Origin of the sequence: Nocardia anaemiae NBRC 100462 (assembly GCF_001612725.1) — a bacterium.
Lineage (GTDB): Bacteria > Actinomycetota > Actinomycetes > Mycobacteriales > Mycobacteriaceae > Nocardia > Nocardia anaemiae.
In genome coordinates, this window is sequence record NZ_BDAZ01000004.1 from 277,107 (window position 1) to 295,015 (window position 17,909).

At 65.3% G+C, this 17,909-nt stretch carries 16 protein-coding genes; 6 read left to right on the top strand and 10 right to left on the bottom strand.

Annotated elements, in window-relative coordinates:
- Positions 1-65 precede the first annotated feature (65 nt).
- Complete coding sequence (locus NA5_RS04700; protein WP_062982211.1) at positions 66-896, top strand: class I SAM-dependent methyltransferase; 831 nt, start codon at positions 66-68, stop codon at positions 894-896.
- Here NA5_RS04700 and NA5_RS04705 read toward each other — a convergent pair.
- The 3 genes from NA5_RS04705 to NA5_RS04715 all read right to left on the bottom strand — a co-directional run bounded on the left by NA5_RS04705 (position 863) and on the right by NA5_RS04715 (position 3,819).
- Positions 863-1,573, bottom strand: coding sequence for an SDR family oxidoreductase (locus NA5_RS04705; RefSeq protein ID WP_062982213.1), 711 nt, complete (start codon positions 1,571-1,573; stop codon positions 863-865). The two genes, NA5_RS04700 and NA5_RS04705, sit on opposite strands and share 34 nt — an antisense overlap.
- 103 nt (positions 1,574-1,676) lie before the next feature.
- Positions 1,677-2,618, bottom strand: coding sequence for a sigma-70 family RNA polymerase sigma factor (locus NA5_RS04710; RefSeq protein WP_062982215.1), 942 nt, complete (start codon positions 2,616-2,618; stop codon positions 1,677-1,679).
- Positions 2,619-2,628: 10 nt separating this feature from the next.
- Positions 2,629-3,819 (bottom strand): NAD(P)/FAD-dependent oxidoreductase, encoded by a 1,191-nt coding sequence (locus NA5_RS04715; protein ID WP_062982217.1) that lies wholly within the window; start codon positions 3,817-3,819, stop codon positions 2,629-2,631.
- 598 nt (positions 3,820-4,417) lie between these two features.
- On the opposite strand from NA5_RS04715, the gene NA5_RS04725 reads away from it, so the two are divergent.
- A complete protein-coding gene (locus tag NA5_RS04725) occupies positions 4,418-5,740 on the top strand; it encodes a family 1 glycosylhydrolase (RefSeq protein ID WP_062982221.1) in 1,323 nt (440 codons plus the stop codon).
- 44 nt (positions 5,741-5,784) lie between these two features.
- Here NA5_RS04725 and NA5_RS04730 read toward each other — a convergent pair whose 3' ends face one another.
- From NA5_RS04730 to NA5_RS04755, 6 genes are all read right to left on the bottom strand, one after another.
- Entirely contained in the window at positions 5,785-6,717 is a 933-nt protein-coding gene (locus tag NA5_RS04730) for a TauD/TfdA dioxygenase family protein (protein ID WP_062982222.1), read from the bottom strand.
- A 109-nt stretch (positions 6,718-6,826) separates the two neighbouring features.
- Entirely contained in the window at positions 6,827-8,173 is a 1,347-nt protein-coding gene (locus tag NA5_RS04735) for an LLM class flavin-dependent oxidoreductase (RefSeq protein ID WP_062982224.1), read from the bottom strand.
- A gap of 8 nt (positions 8,174-8,181) precedes the next feature.
- Complete coding sequence (locus NA5_RS04740) at positions 8,182-9,057, bottom strand: ABC transporter permease (RefSeq protein ID WP_062982226.1); 876 nt, start codon at positions 9,055-9,057, stop codon at positions 8,182-8,184.
- The gene (locus NA5_RS04745; RefSeq protein WP_062982228.1) at positions 9,050-9,889 is read right to left on the bottom strand and encodes an ABC transporter ATP-binding protein; all 840 of its coding nucleotides are present in this window, start codon (positions 9,887-9,889) and stop codon (positions 9,050-9,052) included. The genes NA5_RS04740 and NA5_RS04745 overlap by 8 nt, the downstream gene beginning before the upstream one ends.
- On the bottom strand, positions 9,886-10,968 hold the full coding sequence (locus NA5_RS04750; protein WP_062982230.1) for an ABC transporter substrate-binding protein: 1,083 nt from the start codon (positions 10,966-10,968) through the stop codon (positions 9,886-9,888). The genes NA5_RS04745 and NA5_RS04750 overlap by 4 nt, the downstream gene beginning before the upstream one ends.
- A gap of 305 nt (positions 10,969-11,273) precedes the next feature.
- Positions 11,274-12,044 (bottom strand): IclR family transcriptional regulator, encoded by a 771-nt coding sequence (locus NA5_RS04755; protein ID WP_062982231.1) that lies wholly within the window; start codon positions 12,042-12,044, stop codon positions 11,274-11,276.
- 246 nt (positions 12,045-12,290) lie between these two features.
- Here NA5_RS04755 and NA5_RS04760 point away from each other — a divergent pair, with 246 nt between their 5' ends.
- Together NA5_RS04760 and NA5_RS04765 are read left to right on the top strand one after the other, a co-directional pair.
- Positions 12,291-13,865: an FAD-dependent oxidoreductase gene (locus tag NA5_RS04760; RefSeq protein ID WP_062982233.1), complete on the top strand. Its 1,575-nt coding sequence runs from the start codon at positions 12,291-12,293 to the stop codon at positions 13,863-13,865.
- Positions 13,862-14,200: a 4Fe-4S dicluster domain-containing protein gene (locus NA5_RS04765; protein ID WP_062982235.1), complete on the top strand. Its 339-nt coding sequence runs from the start codon at positions 13,862-13,864 to the stop codon at positions 14,198-14,200. Before NA5_RS04760 ends, NA5_RS04765 begins: the two co-directional genes overlap by 4 nt.
- On the opposite strand, the gene NA5_RS04770 is transcribed toward NA5_RS04765, so the two are convergent.
- Positions 14,197-14,895 (bottom strand): TetR/AcrR family transcriptional regulator, encoded by a 699-nt coding sequence (locus NA5_RS04770; protein WP_062982430.1) that lies wholly within the window; start codon positions 14,893-14,895, stop codon positions 14,197-14,199. The two genes, NA5_RS04765 and NA5_RS04770, sit on opposite strands and share 4 nt — an antisense overlap.
- Before the next feature lie 130 nt (positions 14,896-15,025).
- On the opposite strand from NA5_RS04770, the gene NA5_RS04775 reads away from it, so the two are divergent.
- Both NA5_RS04775 and NA5_RS04780 read left to right on the top strand, forming a co-directional pair.
- The gene (locus NA5_RS04775; protein ID WP_062982237.1) at positions 15,026-15,955 is read left to right on the top strand and encodes an NAD-dependent epimerase/dehydratase family protein; all 930 of its coding nucleotides are present in this window, start codon (positions 15,026-15,028) and stop codon (positions 15,953-15,955) included.
- Between the two features lie 62 nt (positions 15,956-16,017).
- On the top strand, positions 16,018-17,742 hold the full coding sequence (locus NA5_RS04780) for a GMC oxidoreductase (RefSeq protein ID WP_062982238.1): 1,725 nt from the start codon (positions 16,018-16,020) through the stop codon (positions 17,740-17,742).
- Positions 17,743-17,909: the final 167 nt, after the last annotated feature.

Sequence of the window (17,909 nt, forward strand, 5' to 3'; positions counted from 1 at the left end):
CGGACCCGATCGCCGAACCGGCGACCTGGTCAACCACCGGCCACCTGGACCGAAGGACGACCGCGATGTGCAGCTACCGTCTCGATGCCGAATATGCCGACCCGACACCGCGGAAGGTGCGGATCAACACCCACGCCCGCTATTCGGAGCATCCCGACGACCCCACCGCGAATGTGCTCACCGCGCTCGAACTCACCGGAACCGAACATCTAGCCGATATCGGCTGCGGCGACGCCCGATTCCTCGCTCACCTCGTGAGCAACGGTCACCAGGGTCCGCTGGTCGGCATCGACACCTCTCCCGCGATGGTCGCCGCCGCCGATGCCGTGCCAGGAGTGCGCGGCGTATTCGGCAGTGCGGACCGAATCCCGTTCGACGACAACAGCTTCGATGCACTCACCGCGCGCCATATGCTCTACCACCTCGCGAATCCGATCGCCGCACTCCGAGAATTCCGGCGCACGACCAAGCCCGGCGGGACGGTAGCCGTGGTCGTCAATCATCCCGGAACCTACCCGCACACCACCGAACTCGTGGCCGCGCATGCCGCGACATACGGCCTCGACGTGGGCGATTCGGTCCCCACCACCGTCGACTCCGACACTTTGCCCGCCATGATGTCCGAGGTGTTCGGCGAGGTGCGGATCCAGCGATCCGATAACGCGCTCGTCTTCGATACCCCGGATCCGCTCGTGCGCTTCGCCGAGGCGCTGTTCACGTTCTACGGAGTCATGCCGAATCACCCTCGACGGCAGGCGATCCTGAACGACCTCCGCGAGGACGTCGAGGATTGGTTCACCCATCATCCAGGGCGGACGTGGCGAGATCCCAAGGGGTACATCGTCGCCACGGCCGTGGTCGATCACCAGGGCAGCGCGCCTTCGGCATCGACATAGCTACCGGTGGGGCCGTCGGGGCCGATCTGCGCCATCCGCACGATGATCTGCGCGCCCTCTTCCACCGTCTGGGTGCCGCTGTTCCCGTTGAGATCGGTCTTCGTGAAACCCGGCTCCACCGAATTGATCCGCATATTCGGGAACGCCTTCGCATACTGCACCGTGAGCATGTTCACCACGGTCTTCGACGCCGGATAAGCGACACCAGGGTATGCGTACGCCGGGGTGCCCGGAGTCGAGACCCTGTTCAATGAGGCCAGACCGCTGCTGACATTGACGACGACCGGCGCAGCGGAACGCTGCAGCAGCGGCAGGAAGGCATGCAGGACACGCACTGTGCCGAAAACGTTCGTGTCGAAGGTCTTTCGCATAACATCCGCAGTGAAGTCCGCGGCACCGATGATGTCGTCCCGATCGGTCATCTCCGCCTGGATACCGGCATTGTTGACCAGGACATCCAGACCGCCCTCGGCCTCGATGGTCCGCACCGCTGCCGCGACGGAAGCATCATCGGTGATATCGAGTTGCACTGCCCGAGCACCCAACTCCTGCGCCGCCTGACGACCGCGTTCGGCATCACGGCTGCCCAGATAGACCGTGTGGCCCCCTGCGACAAGTTGGCGGGCGGTCTCGAAGCCGAGACCCTTGTTCGCTCCGGTGATCAAGATTGCTGCCATACCACCAACGCTAGGACTTAGAGTGCACTCGAAGTCAAGTAGCAACCCGGTCCTCTCCGAAAAACGCTGAGCTGCAGCAGCGCTCGGCTCATCAACCGGCCGCTTACCACGATTCGATCAGCGGGACATCATGTTCCTGCCGTTGCCACTCCTCGGTGAGGCGACCCAGTCGGCCCGGGGCGGCGATACCGCGCACGCCTGCGATCTTCTCCTCGCGGACCTCCAGGATCGTGACGCCAACGACGCGGTCGTCGAGCGTGGCGAGCATGGCCGGTTGGTTGTTGACCACGACGGCATGGATCGCGGGCGAGCCACCGGCGAGTCTCCGCTTGGCCGGAGACGGTTTGAAGCCCGCCCGCACCGCACTGGCTATCCGCTCCGGCGTCGCGTACCGGATCAGTTTCGCGGCCAGTCCCAGCCCAGCGCCGTCGGAAATGCCGGTCGCGTCGTCGGTCAGCAGCGCGATCAGCCGATCGGTGCGGCCAGAGGAAGCGGCATCGACGAATGCCTCCACGATTCGACGCGCGGAGGCACGATCGATGTCAATGCCATTGCGGGCAGCGGTGATTCGACGCCGGGCTCGGTGGATGTGCTGCTGACTCCCCGACTCGGTGATGCCGAGAATCCCGGCTATCTCGGCATGGCTGTACGCGAAGGCCTCGTGCAGCACGTAAACGGCCCGCTCGACCGGTGACAGCCGCTCCATGAGCGTCAGCACCGCAAGGGTCACCGATTCACGCTGCTCGACAGTGTCGGCCGGGCCCAGCATCGGATCGCCGTTTAGCAGCGGTTCGGGCATCCAGGCGCCGACCGCGCGTTCGCGCCGGACCTTCGCCGAACGGAGCCGGTCGATGGCCAGATTGGTGACGATCTTGGTCAGCCATGCCTCGGGCACCTCGACATACTCCCGGTCGGCCGCCTGCCACCGCAGGAACGCGTCCTGCACCGTGTCCTCCGCGTCGGCGGCCGAGCCGAGCAGACGATAGGCGAGCGAGGCCAGCCGATTTCGGCTGGCCTCGAAACGCGCCACGGTGGCAGTGTCCATGCGCACGACTCTATGCGGCGACCACGTCGGCCGATTGCTGTCGGGTGGTGGCCAACCGGTACTTGTGAGTCGACCTTCCCAAGGTCGGGTGGCCGATGGCCCAGCCGCTGGCCGCCACGATCGCCGACTTGACGCGCGCCGCCGACCGTCCGCACACCGCCCCGGACTTCGACCGAGCGTCACCATCGACCAGCTGCAAGATCCCGTCCTTGCGTCCCAGGCTGATGTGGTTGCCGACGTACGTCAGCGCGGCCGCCTTGATCTTGCGCCCGGTCAGGTCCCCGACGATCGCGGCCGTCGCCTGCATGCCGGTGAACCCCGCGGAAGCGCAGGACATCGGCAACGGCCGTCCGTTGTCGCCGATGACGAAGGCGCTGTCACCGGCAACATAGACATCCGGGTGCGAGACCGACCGCATCTGACGGTCGACCACTATCTGGCCGTTGGGTACCACCTCGAGGCCGCTGGCGGCGGCAATCGGGTGCACGGCGAAGCCCGCGGTCCACACGGTCGCGTCGGAGGCGAAAGCGGTGCCGTCGGCGGCGACCACCGCCGCCTCCTCGACGCGCTCGATGGTGGTGTGCTCGTGGACCGTGATCCCGAACCGGTCGAAGGCACGCAGCAGGTGACGGCGAGCCTTCGTACCCAGCCAGCCGCCCAGTTCGCCGCTGGTGGCAAGGCTGACCCCAAGTCCCGGACGGGATTCGGCGATCTCGGTCGCGGCCTCGATCGCGGTCAGGTTGCCGCCGACTACCACCACCTTCCCGTGCTGGCCCAGCTCATCCAGGCGTGCGCGCAGACGCAGCGCGGACGGCCGCGCGGCCACATGGAAGGCGTGCTCCTCGACACCCGGAACACCATGGTCGGCGGCGGTGCTGCCGAGCGTGTAGACGAGGGTGTCGTATTCGAGCCGATCGATACCCTCGCCGTCCACGACTGTGACAGTTCGATGGTCGACGTCGACGTTGGTTACCCGCGCCAGCCGTAGCCGGATGCAAGTGCCCGCGAACATCTCCGCCAGCGGCCGGTGGCGGAGATTCTGCCCCGCGGCGAGCTGATGCAAGCGCAACCGCTCGACGAAATCGGATTCGGCGTTGACGACCGTGATCTCGAAGTCGTCGGAGTGGAGTTGGCGGGCCAGGTATCCGGCGGAAAATGCTCCGGCGTATCCGGCCCCGAGGACGACGATGCGGTGCTTCATGGTTCGCTCCTGTCTGGTTCGCGTGCTTCCTGAACGAGACAGCGCCCGAATTCCTGACAGGATCAATCAGTGACGTGGGTCACCGCCACGAGACCAGGCCTGACCTGGGGCAACGCATATCCGTTGTTCTTGCCCGGACGCTACGGAGACCCCTTGTGGCGCAATGAGCCTGCCCCCGGGCACGTCGTGGCTGGGGTGTGCGCTGGGTGCTGCGCTTTCGTCCATAGGTGATTCGTGTGGGGTTTGAAAGGAGGCTACATAGTTAGATGCGCATATCTACTTAACTAGATGTAATTTTGAGCGCTTGGCTGTCTGTTCTAGGTCACCTCCTGGCACCGCGGAGATCGACATGAGCCACGCGATTCCCTTGTGCCCCAGTTTGTTTCGAGCCTCTGCGGCCTACCCCGCTCCCCCACCCCCAGTTCAGCAGGGCAGCACGACATATGTCTCGCGCTCTGGATGTACCTGATCCCGATCGATAGCCACATCCTTCACGAAAGAGACGACCGACCAGTTACCCTCGTCGCGTGGTCCCGCCCGACCCGGCATGAGCCGGAGGTCCACGAGCGCCCGTCACCGCCAAGGAAGCAGGAGTTCGATGCGATCACTGAGTAGCCGCCACATCTTGGTCACGCTGGTGGCCAGCACCGCCGCCGTCATGGCCGGTGGTCCGACACCCGCCATGGCACAGCCTGCGCCGCCCACCCAGGTGCGGCCGCTCGGCCCGGACTTCCTCTGGGGCGTGGCCGCATCGGGATATCAGTCCGAAGGCTTTGCGCCGGACAGCAATTGGTCCCGGTACGTGGCCGCGGGTAAGACGGATGACCCCTATCTGGAGTCCGTCGACTTCTACCATCGGTACCGGTCCGATATCGATCTGGCCGCGCAGCTCGGCGTCAAGGTCTATCGGATCGGTATCGAGTGGGCGCGCGTGCAACCGCGACCGGGTGAATGGGATGAGGCCGGATTTCGCTTCTACGACAATGTAATCGCCGCGATCACGGCGTCCGGGATGCGTCCGATGCTCACCATCGATCACTGGGTGTATCCGGGCTGGGAGGTCGATCGCGGCGGCTGGTCGAATCCGAATATCGTCGAGGACTGGCTGGCCAATGCCCGCACGGTCGTCGACCGATACGCCGCGGCGGACCCGCTGTGGGTCACCTTCAACGAGCCCGCGGCCTACATCATGAACGAGATCTCACACGGCGGCCTCTCCCCCGCCGCCATGCCGGTGATGCAGGACCGAATCACCAAGGCGCACAACGCCATCTACGACTACATCCACTCCGTGCAGCCCGGTGCGATGGTCACCAGCAATGTGGCCTACATTCCGGCCGGTGAGGATGCGGTCAACGGCTCGTTCATCAATGCGATCGCCGCGAAACTGGACTACATCGGCATCGATTACTACTACGGCGCCTCCCCCGACACCGTTACCACGCTGAGCTTCAGCCAGCTGTGGAACAACCCATTGGAGCCGGAGGGCATTTACTATGCCCTGCAACACTATTCACGCAAATTCCCGGGCCGCCCGCTCTACATCGTCGAGAACGGCATGCCCACCGAGAACGGCATGCCCCGAGCCGATGGTTACACCCGCGCCGATGACCTCCGCGACACCGTCTATTGGCTGCAGCGCGCCAAGGCCGACGGTATGAATCTCATCGGCTACAACTACTGGAGCCTCACCGACAACTACGAATGGGGTTCCTACACACCACGTTTCGGCCTCTATACGGTGGACGTCCGCACCGACCCCAGCCTCACCCGCAAGCCCACCGACGCCGTCCCCGCCTACACCGCCATCACCAACCAGGGCGGCGTCACCCCCGACTACCGCCCGACCCGCGCCCCCAAACCCTGCTCCTTCGTCGACGCCGCCGCCAGCTGTGCCGACCCGGTTACTGTCCCGCGCTAGCGCGACTCGGGGTCGACACCCGCGGGTGCCGACCCCGACCTATCTCAGGAGCCGGTGAACTGTTGCCCGGAGATCGAGCGCGACTGCTCGCCGTCGACGCCGACCGGGATGTCGCCCTCGAGGGTGGTGCGGTACAGCACGCGGGTGACATCGAGGTGGTTGAGGTCGCCCGGGGCCAGATGCGCGGTGGCGCGGTTGTCCCAGAACGCCAGACTGCCCTTGTCCCAACGGAATCGGACGGTGTAGGCCGGATTCGACAGTTCGTCGAACAGCAGCTGGAGTACGGCGTCGCTCTGGGCCGGGCTCAGACCGACGATGTGGGTGGTGAAGCCGGGGTTGACGAAGAGCACCTTCTCACCGGTCACCGGGTGCACGCGCACGACAGGATGCTCGGTCACCAACGGAGCATCGGCGACCTTCTTGGCGTAATCGCTTTCCTCGTTCCATGCCGGACGGCTGCCACCGAACCGGTGCACGGCCCGCAGTCCCTCGACGAAATTGCGCAGCGACTCGGGCAGATTCGCGTAGGCCGCCGCGAGATTCGTCCAGCTGGTGTCCCCCCCGCGCTCCGGTGCGATCTCGGCGCGCAGCAGTGACGCGGCGGGCGGGTTGATCAATGCGGACACATCGGTGTGCCAGTGGTTGGTGTAGGTGAATTTCTTGACACCGAACCGCTTTTCGTAGAGTCGGCTGTCGACGGCCAGGATCTCGGGGAATTCGGTCGGCGCGTCATCGTCGTAGGGATGCGAGGGGGTCACGGCGCCGAACCGCCGGGAGAAGGCGATGTGTTCGGCATGGCCGATGTGCTGGTCGCGGAAGAACAGCACCTTGTATTCGTAGAGGGCCGCGGTAATGTCGGCGACCTCCTGATCGGTGAGCTCGGCCCGCAGGTCGACGCCCGCAATCTCGGCGCCGATATGTCCGGCGACGGGCGTGATCCGGAGGGTGGTGGTCGTGGGCTCGCTGACAGTGGTCATGGTCGTACTTTCTTCGGCGATGGTTGGGGATGGTCGGTGCAGCACGGGCGACAACCACTGCTGCCCATTCGCATGAAGTCGACGGCGCGCCGCCTGGTCAGCCGGAAACTCATGCGCCGAGTTCGGTTCGCACGTGGGCGAATTGGCTTTCCACCGGCGCCAGCCCGTAGTGCCCGCGCAGGGTCGTCGCGGTGTAGTCGGTACGGAAAAGGCCGCGCTCCTGCAGGATCGGGACCACCCGGTCCACGAAGTCCTCTAGACCACCCGGGAGGTACGGCGGCATGATGTTGAAGCCGTCGGCGGCGCCGTTCTCGAACCAGGACTGCAGTTCGTCGGCGATATCGGTGGGTGTGCCCGCGAAGGTGCGGTGTCCGCGCCCGCCGCCCAACTTGCCGATGAGCTGACGCACCGTGAGGTTCTCCCGCTCGGCGAGTTCCTTCACCAGCGTGAATCTGCTCTTGCCTCCTTCGATTTCGCTCTCCGCGGGCAGCGGTGGCAGCGGTGCGTCGAGTGCGTGTTCGGTGAGATCGACGCCCAGCAGCGCGGACAGTTGCCGGAGTGCGTAATCCGGTGAGATGAGATCGGTGAATTCCTGTTCGAGGGCCAGTGCTTCCGCGCGGGTATCGGCGATGAACGGCACCAGACCAGGCAGCACCTTCAGCTCATCGGCCGAACGCCCGTACTTGGGCAGTCGCGCCTTCAGATCCCGGTAGAACGCCTGCCCCTGCGCCAGCGAGCGCTGCGCGGTGAAAACGGCCTCCGCGTAGTGCGCGGCGAAATCCTTACCGCTCTCCGACGATCCGGCCTGCACCAGCAGCGGCCGCCCCTGCGGGCTGCGCGGCGAATTCAGCGGGCCGCGCACCCGGAACCGATCACTGACGTAGTCGATGGTGTGCACCTTGTCCGGATCGGCGAAGATGCCCTCGTCCGGGTCGAGCACGATGGCCGAGGATTCCCAGCTGTCCCAGAGCCGCACGGTGACGTCCACGAACTCCTGTGCCCGTTCGTAGCGCCTGGCGTGTTCGGGAATGGCGTCGAAGCCGAAGTTGAAGGCCTCGTCCTCATTGCCCGAGGTGACGATATTCCAGCCCGCCCGACCGCTGCTGATGTGATCGAGCGAGGCGAATTTGCGGGCCAGGTTGAACGGTTCGTTGTAGGTGGTCGAGGCCGTCGCGATGAGCCCGACCCGTTCGGTCGCCGCGGCGATGGCGGCAAGCAGGGTTACCGGCTCGAATACGGCCAAGGTATTGCGCTTGATGCGCGGTCCGACGGCCAGCCCGTCGGCGAAGAAGACCGAATCGAGTTTGCCGCGTTCGGCGATGCGGCCGAGTTCCTGGAAATGCCGCACATCCAGGACCCGGCGCTCCTCGGTGCGGGGATGCCGCCAGGCCGCCTCGTGATGACCGACGCCCATCAGGAAGGCATTGAGATGGAATTGCTTGCGGGGTAACGACATCGGAGTCCTTAACGGGATGGTTCGGCGCGCCAGCGGGACAGGCGGCGTTCGACAGCGACGAGTAGGCCGTTGAAACTCAGCCCGAGCAGCGAGATGGCGATGATGCCCGCATACATATTCGGGATCTGGAAGTTCTGCTGGGCCGCGGTGATCAGATAGCCGAGTCCGGCGCGGGCGCCGACCATTTCGGCTGCGATGAGCACCAGGATCGAGGATGCCGCCGCCATTCGCACGCCGGTGAAGATCGATGGCACCGCGGCGGGCAGGATCACCTTCTGGAACAGCCGAATCGGCGAGAAACCTAACGATACAGCGGATTTGATCAGCAGCGGATCGACCGTGCGCACCCCGGTAATGGTGTTCAACAGGATCGGGAAGAAGCTCGCGTACACCACGAGCGCGATCTTGGATGTCTCTCCGATGCCAAGGATCAGAATGAACACCGGCAGCAGCGCCAATGCCGCGGTATTGCGGAACAGTTCGAGGATAGGGTTCAGAAAATCGGCCACCGGGCGATACCAGGCGATGGCGACACCGACCGGAATGGCGACCGCGAGCGCGAGCGAGAATCCGGTCGCCGACCGGGTCAGACTGGTCGAGACGTGTTCCCACATCTCACCGCTCTCGACCAGATCCACAAAGGCCTGCGCGACGGTCGAAAACGGCGGCAAGAAGACTTCGTCCACCAAACCGAGCCGCGGCGCCGCCTCCCACACCGTGACCAGCAGGCCGATGGCGAAGGTGGGCTTGAAGATTCGCCATGCCAGCAGCGCGACCGCCCGCACTACCCGCGATACATCGACTTCCCGTGTCGGCACGGACTCGGCCCGGTTTCGGACGACAACCGGCCGTGACTTCTCGACGACTTGCACTGCGCTAGACATGAACCGGCTTCCTCTCGATGCTCGTGGCCGACAGCGACTCGCGTTCGAGTCCCTGTGCCCGGGTGACTTCGCTCTGCAATTGCGACCAGATCTGGTGCCGTGCCTCCCGGAAGGCTTCGCTGGAGCGCACATCCGCACCGGAACTCCGGTCGATATCGATATCGATCACCGCCTTGACCCGGCCGGGGCGTGAGGTCAGCACGGCGACTCGCTGGCCGAGGTAGACGGCCTCGTCTATGCCGTGGGTGATGAACAGAATCGTTTTGCCGGTGGCTCGCCAGATCCGTAACAGCTCGTCCTGCAACGACTCCCGAGTCTGGGCGTCGAGCGCCGCGAACGGCTCGTCCATCAGCAACACCTCGGGATCGAAGGCGAGGCTGCGGGCGATGGCGACACGTTGTTTCATGCCGCCGGACAGCTCATGCGGATAGCGGTCGCCGAATCCGGCCAGACCCACCAATTCCAGGTACTCGTCGGCGATCTTCCGGCGTTCCCGACCCCGCACACCCTTCGCTTCCAAACCGAATTCGATATTGGCCCGGGCGGTCCGCCACGGCAGCAGCGCGTACTGCTGGAAGACGATCCCGCGATCCAGACCCGGTCCGCTGATCGGCTTGCCGTCCAAGAGGATTCGCCCGGCACTCGGCTTGCTCAGCCCGCCGAGCAGATCGAGCAGCGTCGACTTCCCGGACCCGCTCGGGCCGACGAGTACCAGGAACTCGCCGTCGCGCAGCTCGAGCGAAATATCCTCGATCGCGGTGAACTCCTCGTTCGAGCCACGGATCGGGAACTGTTTGCGCACTCCGGTGAGTGCGAGTTTCACCTGAGTCATTTCGCCACCACCTCTCCGGTCGGACCGGTGGTCGGACCGTAGGTGCCGTTGGCGTAGGGGTTGTCCTTGTTGGTGTAGAGATCCTTCACCGACAGCTTCCCGGCGGGCACATCACCATTGCGGACCAGCCAATCGATCCAGATCTGCAGTTCCTTCTCCGCAATCACCGCGCCGGGGACCGGCAGGCCCGGACTCCGCCAGAATTTCAGCAGATCGGTATTCTCATTGCGGCCGCGCTTGTTGATGATCGAGGCGAAGCGCGCCACCACCTCGTCGCGCGGGGTCACCTGCAGCCAGCGCGTCGCCCGCGCGGTCCCCTGGACGAAGTCCTTGACGGCCTCCGGGTTCTGCGCGATGTAGTCCTTGCGGAAGACATAAGTGCCGTAGTCGAATTGACCGAACAGGTCCTTATCGGTGTAGAGCGCGTGGATACCGCCACGCCCGACCGCGCCTTCCCGGAAAACTCCGCCCAGCGCGCCGACATCGATCTGGCCCTTGCGTAGCGCATCCTCGGTATTGGCCGGTGGCACCACGATCAGTTCCACCTGCTTGATCTCCTGATCGGTCAGCCCCTGCTGGTGCAGCCATTCGCGGGTGATGAATTCATGGTGTGCGCCGAGGGTATTGATGCCGACCTTCTTGCCGATCAGGTCACGGGGCGATTTGATGCCCGCATCGTCACGGACGAAGTAACCGGTGAACGACTGCTCGTCCGCGCCGTAGGAGCTCAGCACCGAAGTCACGGGTGCACCGCCCGCGACCAACTTGACGACCGCGCCGTTGAAGGCGCTGCCGAACTCGATCTGACGGGTCGCGGCGGCCTGGATATTCGCCGGTCCGCTGGTGGTGTCACCCTCCCAGTGCAGCGCGATCTTGCTGAAGTAGCCGAGATCGTCGGCAAGTTCGTAGGCCGAGACCTGGCCGGTCGATCCCTGGTAGCGCAGTACGGCCTTGCCGTCGGCATTGGTGCCCGGCTCGGATTTGCCGCAACCCGCGAGCACCGCGACCGCGGTGGGAATAGTGAGCACAGCGGCCACCGCACGGAGGAACCGTGGCCTGGTTTTCTGGGACAGCGTCATGGCAGTTCTTTCACGGAATGCGCTCTGCCGCAGCGTGATAGGGCACGCCACAGCGGCAGGCAAGCGCGGAGGATTACCTGATTCGGCTAAATGCGGCGGCCAATTTCGGCGACCGCGGATTCAGGCGCGACAGACTCCATGGGGCAGGCGCATGAAATCCACCGTGCGACGGCGGATCAGCGCAATGGATGCGATCATGTCAACGACCTTTGTGGGATTCGGATAGAAGCGGCGACCCCGCGGCTTTGTGTCCATGGTGAGGGTCGACCGTCATGGACGACAATGCCGATTTCACATTGTGAAAATCACCGTGAGTACAACTCCACCGGCGCATCGGTGATGGCGGCAGTGGACTGGAACAGTGGCCCGATCCGGCCCGCGATCTGCCGCATAGCGGGCACGATGCCGCGCACCAGCTCCTCGTTGAGCCGCGCCGAGCGGGCCTGCACGCCGAGCGCACCCCACACCTGCTTATCCGGACCGAGGACAGGCACCGCCACCGAGCGGACCGGATCCTCGCGCTCGATGATCTCCACCGCGAAACCGCTGCGCCGCACGCGATCCAGATCCGTCGACGGCAGTGGCGCTGGCCATCGATCGAGTCCGTCGACAACCGGCGCGAATGCCAGCAGGGCCTGGCCGACGGCGCTGGAGCGCAGCGACTGGCGGGCCTGGGGCAACTGGTTGGGGCAGAAGTACACCGGCGGCCGCGCCTGAAAGACGGTGACCGCGTCCCGATCATCGGCGATGCTGAGGCTGACGGTGATCTTGATGCCCGCGGCCAGCGCGTAGAGATGCGGTGCGGCCGCGTCGATGCCGAGGCGCGACAGCGCGGGCCGGGCCAGCGAGGCGAGCCCGTGCCCGATGCGATAGCGATCGGTCGCCGCATCCTGCTCCAGCAACCGACCCCGCACCAATGCCTGGGCCAACCGATATGTGGTACTGACCGGAAGTCCGGCCCGATGCGCCAATTCACTCACCGACAGTTCGGGATCATCACCCTCGAAGCAGTTCAGCACGTGAATCGCGCGGTCGACCGCTTGGGCACCCGAACGGGGTTGATCGGCGGCAGTCATGGTTCCTCCTGATATTTCTACCGATCGGGATGTGGACAGAACTATCGCCGGATGATCCGGGTGCGGCAATGGTTCTGCGCCCGCTGCGCCGATTCCTCGCATAGCAATGGCGGCACCGTCAAAATCGCGCTGATCCGAAGGGTTTTGCGAATCCCACGATGCGCACAGAATCGAATTCCCCGCGCTGACCCCGCATTCCGCCGACGATTGCCGCTTTCGCAATCCCGACGTATCAGGAGCAGACGCATGAGTGAACTCTGGCAGACCAGCACCGATGTACTGGTGATCGGCGGCGGTCCGGCCGCCGCATGGGCGGCCATCCACGCCAAGGAAGCTGGGGCCGAGGTGACCCTGGTGGACAAGGGCTACTGCGGTACCAGCGGCGCGACCGCACCTTCGGGCACCGGTGTCTGGTATGTCGCCCCGGAGGCGACCGCCCGTGCCAATGCCAAGGCCAGCCGGGAGGCGCTCGGCGGCCACCTCGCCGATCACTATTGGATGGATCGCGTCCTCGATCAGACCTACACCAACATGAATCGGCTTGCCGTGGAAGGCAAATACCCGTTCCCGACCGATCCGGCGACCGGTGCGCAGCTGCGCACCGGGGTGCAGGGGCCGGAGTACATGCGCCGGATGCGCGCGTGGGTCAAGCGGCTCGGCGTCCGGATTGTCGACCATTCACCGGCTCTCGAACTGCTCGTCGATGATTCGGGCACGGTTCGCGGCGCGGCGGGATACCAGCGTCAACTCGACCGCGACTACCGCATCTCGGCAGGTGCGGTGGTGCTGGCCAGTGGAGGTTGCGCATTCCTGTCGCGTGCGTTGGGCACCAATGTCGACACCGGTGACGGTGCGCTGATGGCCGCCGAGGTAGGGGCGCGCTTCTCCGGCATGGAATTTTCCAATGCCTACGCGATCGCGCCGAAGGGTTCGACGATCACCAAGACCGCCTACTACGGCTACGCGACGTTCTTCCACGAGGACGGGCAGGTACTCGAGGGTGCGGGCTCCACGAAGGGCCGATCGGTGATCGCCCGAACCCTGTTGTCGGAGAAGGTATTCGCCCAACTCGACCGCGCCGATCAAACAGTGCAGCAGCAGATGCGGTTGGGGCAGCCCAACTTCTTCCTGCAGTTCGATCGGCGCGGCATCAACCCGTTCACCGATCGTTTCGAGGTCGATCTGCTCGCCGAGGGTACGGTGCGCGGCACCGGCGGAATCGATATCGTGGACGACGACTGCGCGACCACGGTGCCCGGACTGTTCGCGGCGGGCGATGCGGCGACCAGGGAACGCATCTGCGGTGGTTTCACCGGTGGCGGCAGCCACAATTCGGCATGGGCGATGTCATCGGGCAGTTGGGCCGGTGCTGGTGCGGCACGGTTCGCGCTCGGCTCGTCTCGGCCGGACGATGCGGCCCTGCGCGGCGCGGGACGAACCGGCTTGCGGCCCAGCGACTCCCCCACACTCGGTGCCACCGAAGTTGTCGAGGCCGCGCAGGCCGAGCTGATTCCGTTCCAGAAGAACTACCTGCGCCACGGCGAGCGACTGCGGCCCGCACTCGATGCGCTCGACTCGCTCTGGGAGCGCGCCGGTAAGGAGCTCGGTGGGCACACCGGTGACGATCGGATCCGGGCCAGGCAGGCCGCCGCAATCACCGCGGTCGGGCGGCTCATGTACGAATCGACCTTGGCACGCACCGAGACTCGCGGTATGAGCAAGCGTGCCGATCATCCGGAACAGGATCCGGCGCAGCGCCACCACATCCTGTCCGGCGGCCTCGACGCCGTGTGGACCGAGACCGCCGAGGTCGCGTCATGATCGAAGTCGTACTCACCGACGCCTGCATCGGCTGCGACAAATGCGTCGATGCCTGCCCCACCAACGTATTCGACCGCACCGAGTCCGGAATCCCGGTCATCGCGAGGCAATCCGACTGCCAGACCTGCTTCATGTGCGAGGCCTACTGCCCCACCGACGCCCTGTACGTCGACCCCGAATCGACCCCGCTACCGCCCGGCAGCCAGATCGCCGAGGAGCAGATCGGCCGTTACCGCGAGAGGATCGGCTGGGGCAAGGGCCGCACAGCGGGCAGTCTGCTGGCCATCGGTCCCCGACTCCCCCATGGCGCACCACCGCCGCGCCTGCCGCACTAACCGCGGTAGCCGAGTTGTTCGAGGAGACCGTCGAGTTGGAGTTCGAATAATTCGGCGCGGTCGGTGAATGTGTCGGTGCCGTACTGATCGAAGACATCGAAGGTTACGGCGCCGAACAGGCCGACCCACATGGTGATGCCGCGTGCGACGAGCCAATCCGGAATGTCATGGTCGAACGCGGCTCTGATATCAGCGAAATTCGCTGCGAGCGCGGCGGATAGCGGGCGCTCCTTGACCGGTGGGGCGAGCAGGTCATCGTGATACGCGCGGGCGAAGAGGGTTTGCATGGTCGCGATGACCCGCGTGCCGGGAACGGTGGTCTGCTCGGCGGGGGCGTCGTAGCCTGGCACCGGTGTACCGAATAAGAGCCCGTAGCGGGCGGGCTCGGCCAGTGCCCAAGCACGGACCGTGCGGCCGACGATGCGCAGGCCCTCGATCGGATCGTCTGGACCGTCGGCCAGCGCCGCATCCACCGCGTCGCCGAGTGCGTTGTAGCCATCGATCACGAGCAGGGTGAGCAGTTCGTCGCGGCTGCGCACGTAGCGATATACCGCAGACGACACCACACCGAGATCGCGGGCGACCGCGCGCAGCGAGAGGGCGGCCGCGCCGTCGGTGGCCAGGTGTTCGCGGCCGATCCGGACGATATCGTTCATGGTCTGGGCCCTGGCACGGGCACGTGGTGTCGTCGCCATACCGATCACCATGCGCGCTGCAGAGAGCAATGTCAACTAATGCGAGCACTGCTCTTGACTTTGGCTCGCACCGGCTGCATGCTTGGACACAACAGAGAGCACCGCTCGCCAAAGTAGACAAGGACTCACCATGTCGGAGCTGCACATCGTCACCGGAGCCGGGCCTACCGGAACCACCATCGCCGAACAATTGGCCGCGGCGGGCAAAAAGGTTCGGGTGCTGACTCGTTCCGGGAGTGGGCCCGATCATCCACTCGTCGAGCGACGCAAGGTCAATGCGACCCTGCCCGAACAGCTTTCGGGTGAGTTCGACGGCGCGACGGCGGTCTACCACTGCCTGGGCGGTTCGGAGTATACGGCGAAGGTTTGGCGTGCGGAGCTGCCACCGGCCGAGCGCGCCGTGCTCGATGCGGCCGAAAAGGCTGGCACAGTAGTAGTTTTCGCAGAGAACATCTATTCCTACGGCAAGGTCGACGGTCCGATCACCGAAAACCTGCCCCGCAATGCCGATTTCGGTAAACCCAGCGTTCGCACCCAACTGGTGCGCGCTCGCGAGGCACACGCCGCCGCGACGGTGAGCGTCGCCGCCGCGGACTTCCTCGGCCCGTATGTGCGGGCGTCGCTGGCCGGGGAGCAGGTCTTCGTCCCGATCCTCACCGGCAAGCGGGTGCAGGCATTCGGCAAGCTCGACCTCCCGCACTCCTATACCTATATGCCCGACCTCGCCGCCGCCATGATCCGCGCGGCCGCCGACGAATCGGTCTGGAATTCCTTCCTGCACGCCCCAACGGCGCCGCCGATCACCCAGCAGCAACTCTTCGACATGATCGCCGATGCCGCGGGCGTCGCAGCGCCCAAGGTCTTCGCGGCACCGGCCGCCCTGCTGCGCATGATGGGCCTGGCCAACGAGACGATGCGCGAGCTCGCGGAGATGAGTTACCAGGTCACGAGGCCGTTCGTACTGGATTCCTCGGCCAGCGAGCAGCGCCTGAGCCTGCATCCGACGCCGATCGACGAGGCCGTCGCGGCCACCGTCGCCTGGTGGCAGACCCAGCTCTGAGCCTTTGCTACTCGGTAGTAGTGTTACCGGTGTCACTGGCGACACGGATCGAGGAGCACCACATGGACCAGCGAGAGACGGATTTCGACGTACTCGTGGTCGGTTCGGGATTCGGCGGCAGCGTCACCGCGCTGCGGCTGATCGAGAAGGGCTACCGGGTCGGTGTGCTCGAAGCCGGACGACGCTACGCCGATGACGAACTACCCGAAACCAGCTGGGACCTGCGCAAATTCCTGTGGGCACCGAAGCTCGGCTGCTACGGCATCCAGCGCATCCACCCGCTGCGCAATGTGCTGATCCTCGGCGGCGCTGGTGTCGGCGGCGGTTCGCTCAACTACGCCAATACGCTCTACGTGCCGCCGGAGCCGTTCTTCCAGGATCAGCAATGGCGCGATATCACCGACTGGCGCGCCGAGCTGACCCCGTACTACGAGCGCGCGAAGAAGATGCTCGGCGTGGTGCAGAACCCGCATCTGACACCGGCGGACGAGGTGTTCAAGAAGGTCGCCGACGATATGGGCTGCGGCGAAACCTTCGTGCAGACCCCGGTCGGCGTCTTCTTCGGCGAGCCGGGGAAGACCGTGCCGGACCCGTACTTCGGTGGTGTCGGCCCGGACCGCACCGGCTGCCTCGAATGCGGTGAATGCATGACCGGCTGCCGTCACGGCGCGAAGAACACTCTGGTGAAGAATTACCTGTACCTCGCGGAAAAGGCTGGCGCGCAGGTGATTCCGATGACCACGGTGACCGCGATCCACCCGCTGCCCGACGGTACCTGGGATATCTCGACCGAGCGCACCGGCGCGTGGTTCCGCAAGCGCCCGCAGACCTACACCGCTGGCCAGGTCGTGCTCGCCGCGGGCACCCTCGGCACCCAGAAGTTGTTGCACGCGATGCGGGATCGGGGTGTGCTCCCCGAATTGTCCGACCGGCTAGGCCAACTCACGCGCACCAACTCCGAATCGATTGTGGGCGCGGCGACCCGCAAGGTGAATCCGGACGTCGACTTCACTCGCGGCGTCGCGATCACCTCATCGATCCACCCGACCCACGACACCCATATCGAGCCGGTCCGTTACGGCAAGGGCTCGAATGTGATGGGTCTGCTGCAGACGCTGATGGTGGACGGCGGCGGCCGGATACCGCGCTGGCTGCGCTTCCTCGGCCAGGTGGTGCGAAACCCGTTCACGCTCATCAGTTTCCTCAGTGTGAAGAACTGGAGCGAGCGCACCATCATCTCGCTGGTGATGCAGCACCTGGACAATTCGATCACCACTTACACCAAGCGCGGCCTCTTCGGTCGCAAGCTCACCAGCAAGCAGGGCCACGGCGAACCCAATCCGACCTGGATTCCGGCGGGCAACGAGGTGACCCGCAAGGTCGCCGAGGAAATCGGCGGGGTCGCGGGCGGCAGCTGGGGTGAAGTCTTCAATATCCCGCTCACCGCCCACTTCCTCGGCGGCGCACCCATCGGCGCGGACCGCGACACCGGCGTAATCGATGCCTACCACCGAGTTTTCGGCTACCCGACGCTCAGCGTCGTCGACGGCGCCGCCGTCTCGGCGAACCTGGGCGTCAACCCGTCGCTTACCATCACCGCCCAAGCCGAACGCTGCGCGGCCTACTGGCCGAACAAGGGCGAGCAGGACCTGCGTCCCGCACAGGACATTGCCTACCAACAGATCCAGCCCATCGCCCCCAAGAACCCGGTCGTCCCCGCCGACGCCCCGGCCGCCCTGGTCCTCCCGATAGTCGAAATCCGCACACGTAAGTCCGCCGCCAGCTGACCGCGGACATCTCGTCTGCCCGCATTGCCGGGTCGGTCGCTGTCTACCCCGCACTTTGTGTTCGAGCCGGGCACACCATGGGGTGGACGCCCGTTTCAAGGATGGAGTGCCCGCCGATCGGCTCGGGACCGTTTGCATGGCTTCGCACGCCGTCATGTTTCGCCTTG

Excerpts from the sequence above, each read along its gene's own strand:
- NA5_RS04780 (WP_062982238.1), top strand. The coding sequence starts at position 16,018 with ATGGACCAGCGAGAGACGGATTTCGACGTACTCGTGGTCGGTTCGGGA.
- NA5_RS04730 (WP_062982222.1), bottom strand. The coding sequence starts at position 6,717 with ATGACCACTGTCAGCGAGCCCACGACCACCACCCTCCGGATCACGCCC.
- NA5_RS04735 (WP_062982224.1), bottom strand. The coding sequence starts at position 8,173 with ATGTCGTTACCCCGCAAGCAATTCCATCTCAATGCCTTCCTGATGGGC.
- NA5_RS04760 (WP_062982233.1), top strand. The coding sequence starts at position 12,291 with ATGAGTGAACTCTGGCAGACCAGCACCGATGTACTGGTGATCGGCGGC.
- NA5_RS04715 (WP_062982217.1), bottom strand. The coding sequence starts at position 3,819 with ATGAAGCACCGCATCGTCGTCCTCGGGGCCGGATACGCCGGAGCATTT.
- NA5_RS04775 (WP_062982237.1), top strand. The coding sequence starts at position 15,026 with ATGTCGGAGCTGCACATCGTCACCGGAGCCGGGCCTACCGGAACCACC.
- NA5_RS04705 (WP_062982213.1), bottom strand. The coding sequence starts at position 1,573 with ATGGCAGCAATCTTGATCACCGGAGCGAACAAGGGTCTCGGCTTCGAG.
- NA5_RS04755 (WP_062982231.1), bottom strand. The coding sequence starts at position 12,044 with ATGACTGCCGCCGATCAACCCCGTTCGGGTGCCCAAGCGGTCGACCGC.
- NA5_RS04745 (WP_062982228.1), bottom strand. The coding sequence starts at position 9,889 with ATGACTCAGGTGAAACTCGCACTCACCGGAGTGCGCAAACAGTTCCCG.
- NA5_RS04770 (WP_062982430.1), bottom strand. The coding sequence starts at position 14,895 with ATGGCGACGACACCACGTGCCCGTGCCAGGGCCCAGACCATGAACGAT.
- NA5_RS04740 (WP_062982226.1), bottom strand. The coding sequence starts at position 9,057 with ATGTCTAGCGCAGTGCAAGTCGTCGAGAAGTCACGGCCGGTTGTCGTC.
- NA5_RS04750 (WP_062982230.1), bottom strand. The coding sequence starts at position 10,968 with ATGACGCTGTCCCAGAAAACCAGGCCACGGTTCCTCCGTGCGGTGGCC.
- NA5_RS04710 (WP_062982215.1), bottom strand. The coding sequence starts at position 2,618 with ATGGACACTGCCACCGTGGCGCGTTTCGAGGCCAGCCGAAATCGGCTG.
- NA5_RS04725 (WP_062982221.1), top strand. The coding sequence starts at position 4,418 with ATGCGATCACTGAGTAGCCGCCACATCTTGGTCACGCTGGTGGCCAGC.
- NA5_RS04700 (WP_062982211.1), top strand. The coding sequence starts at position 66 with ATGTGCAGCTACCGTCTCGATGCCGAATATGCCGACCCGACACCGCGG.
- NA5_RS04765 (WP_062982235.1), top strand. The coding sequence starts at position 13,862 with ATGATCGAAGTCGTACTCACCGACGCCTGCATCGGCTGCGACAAATGC.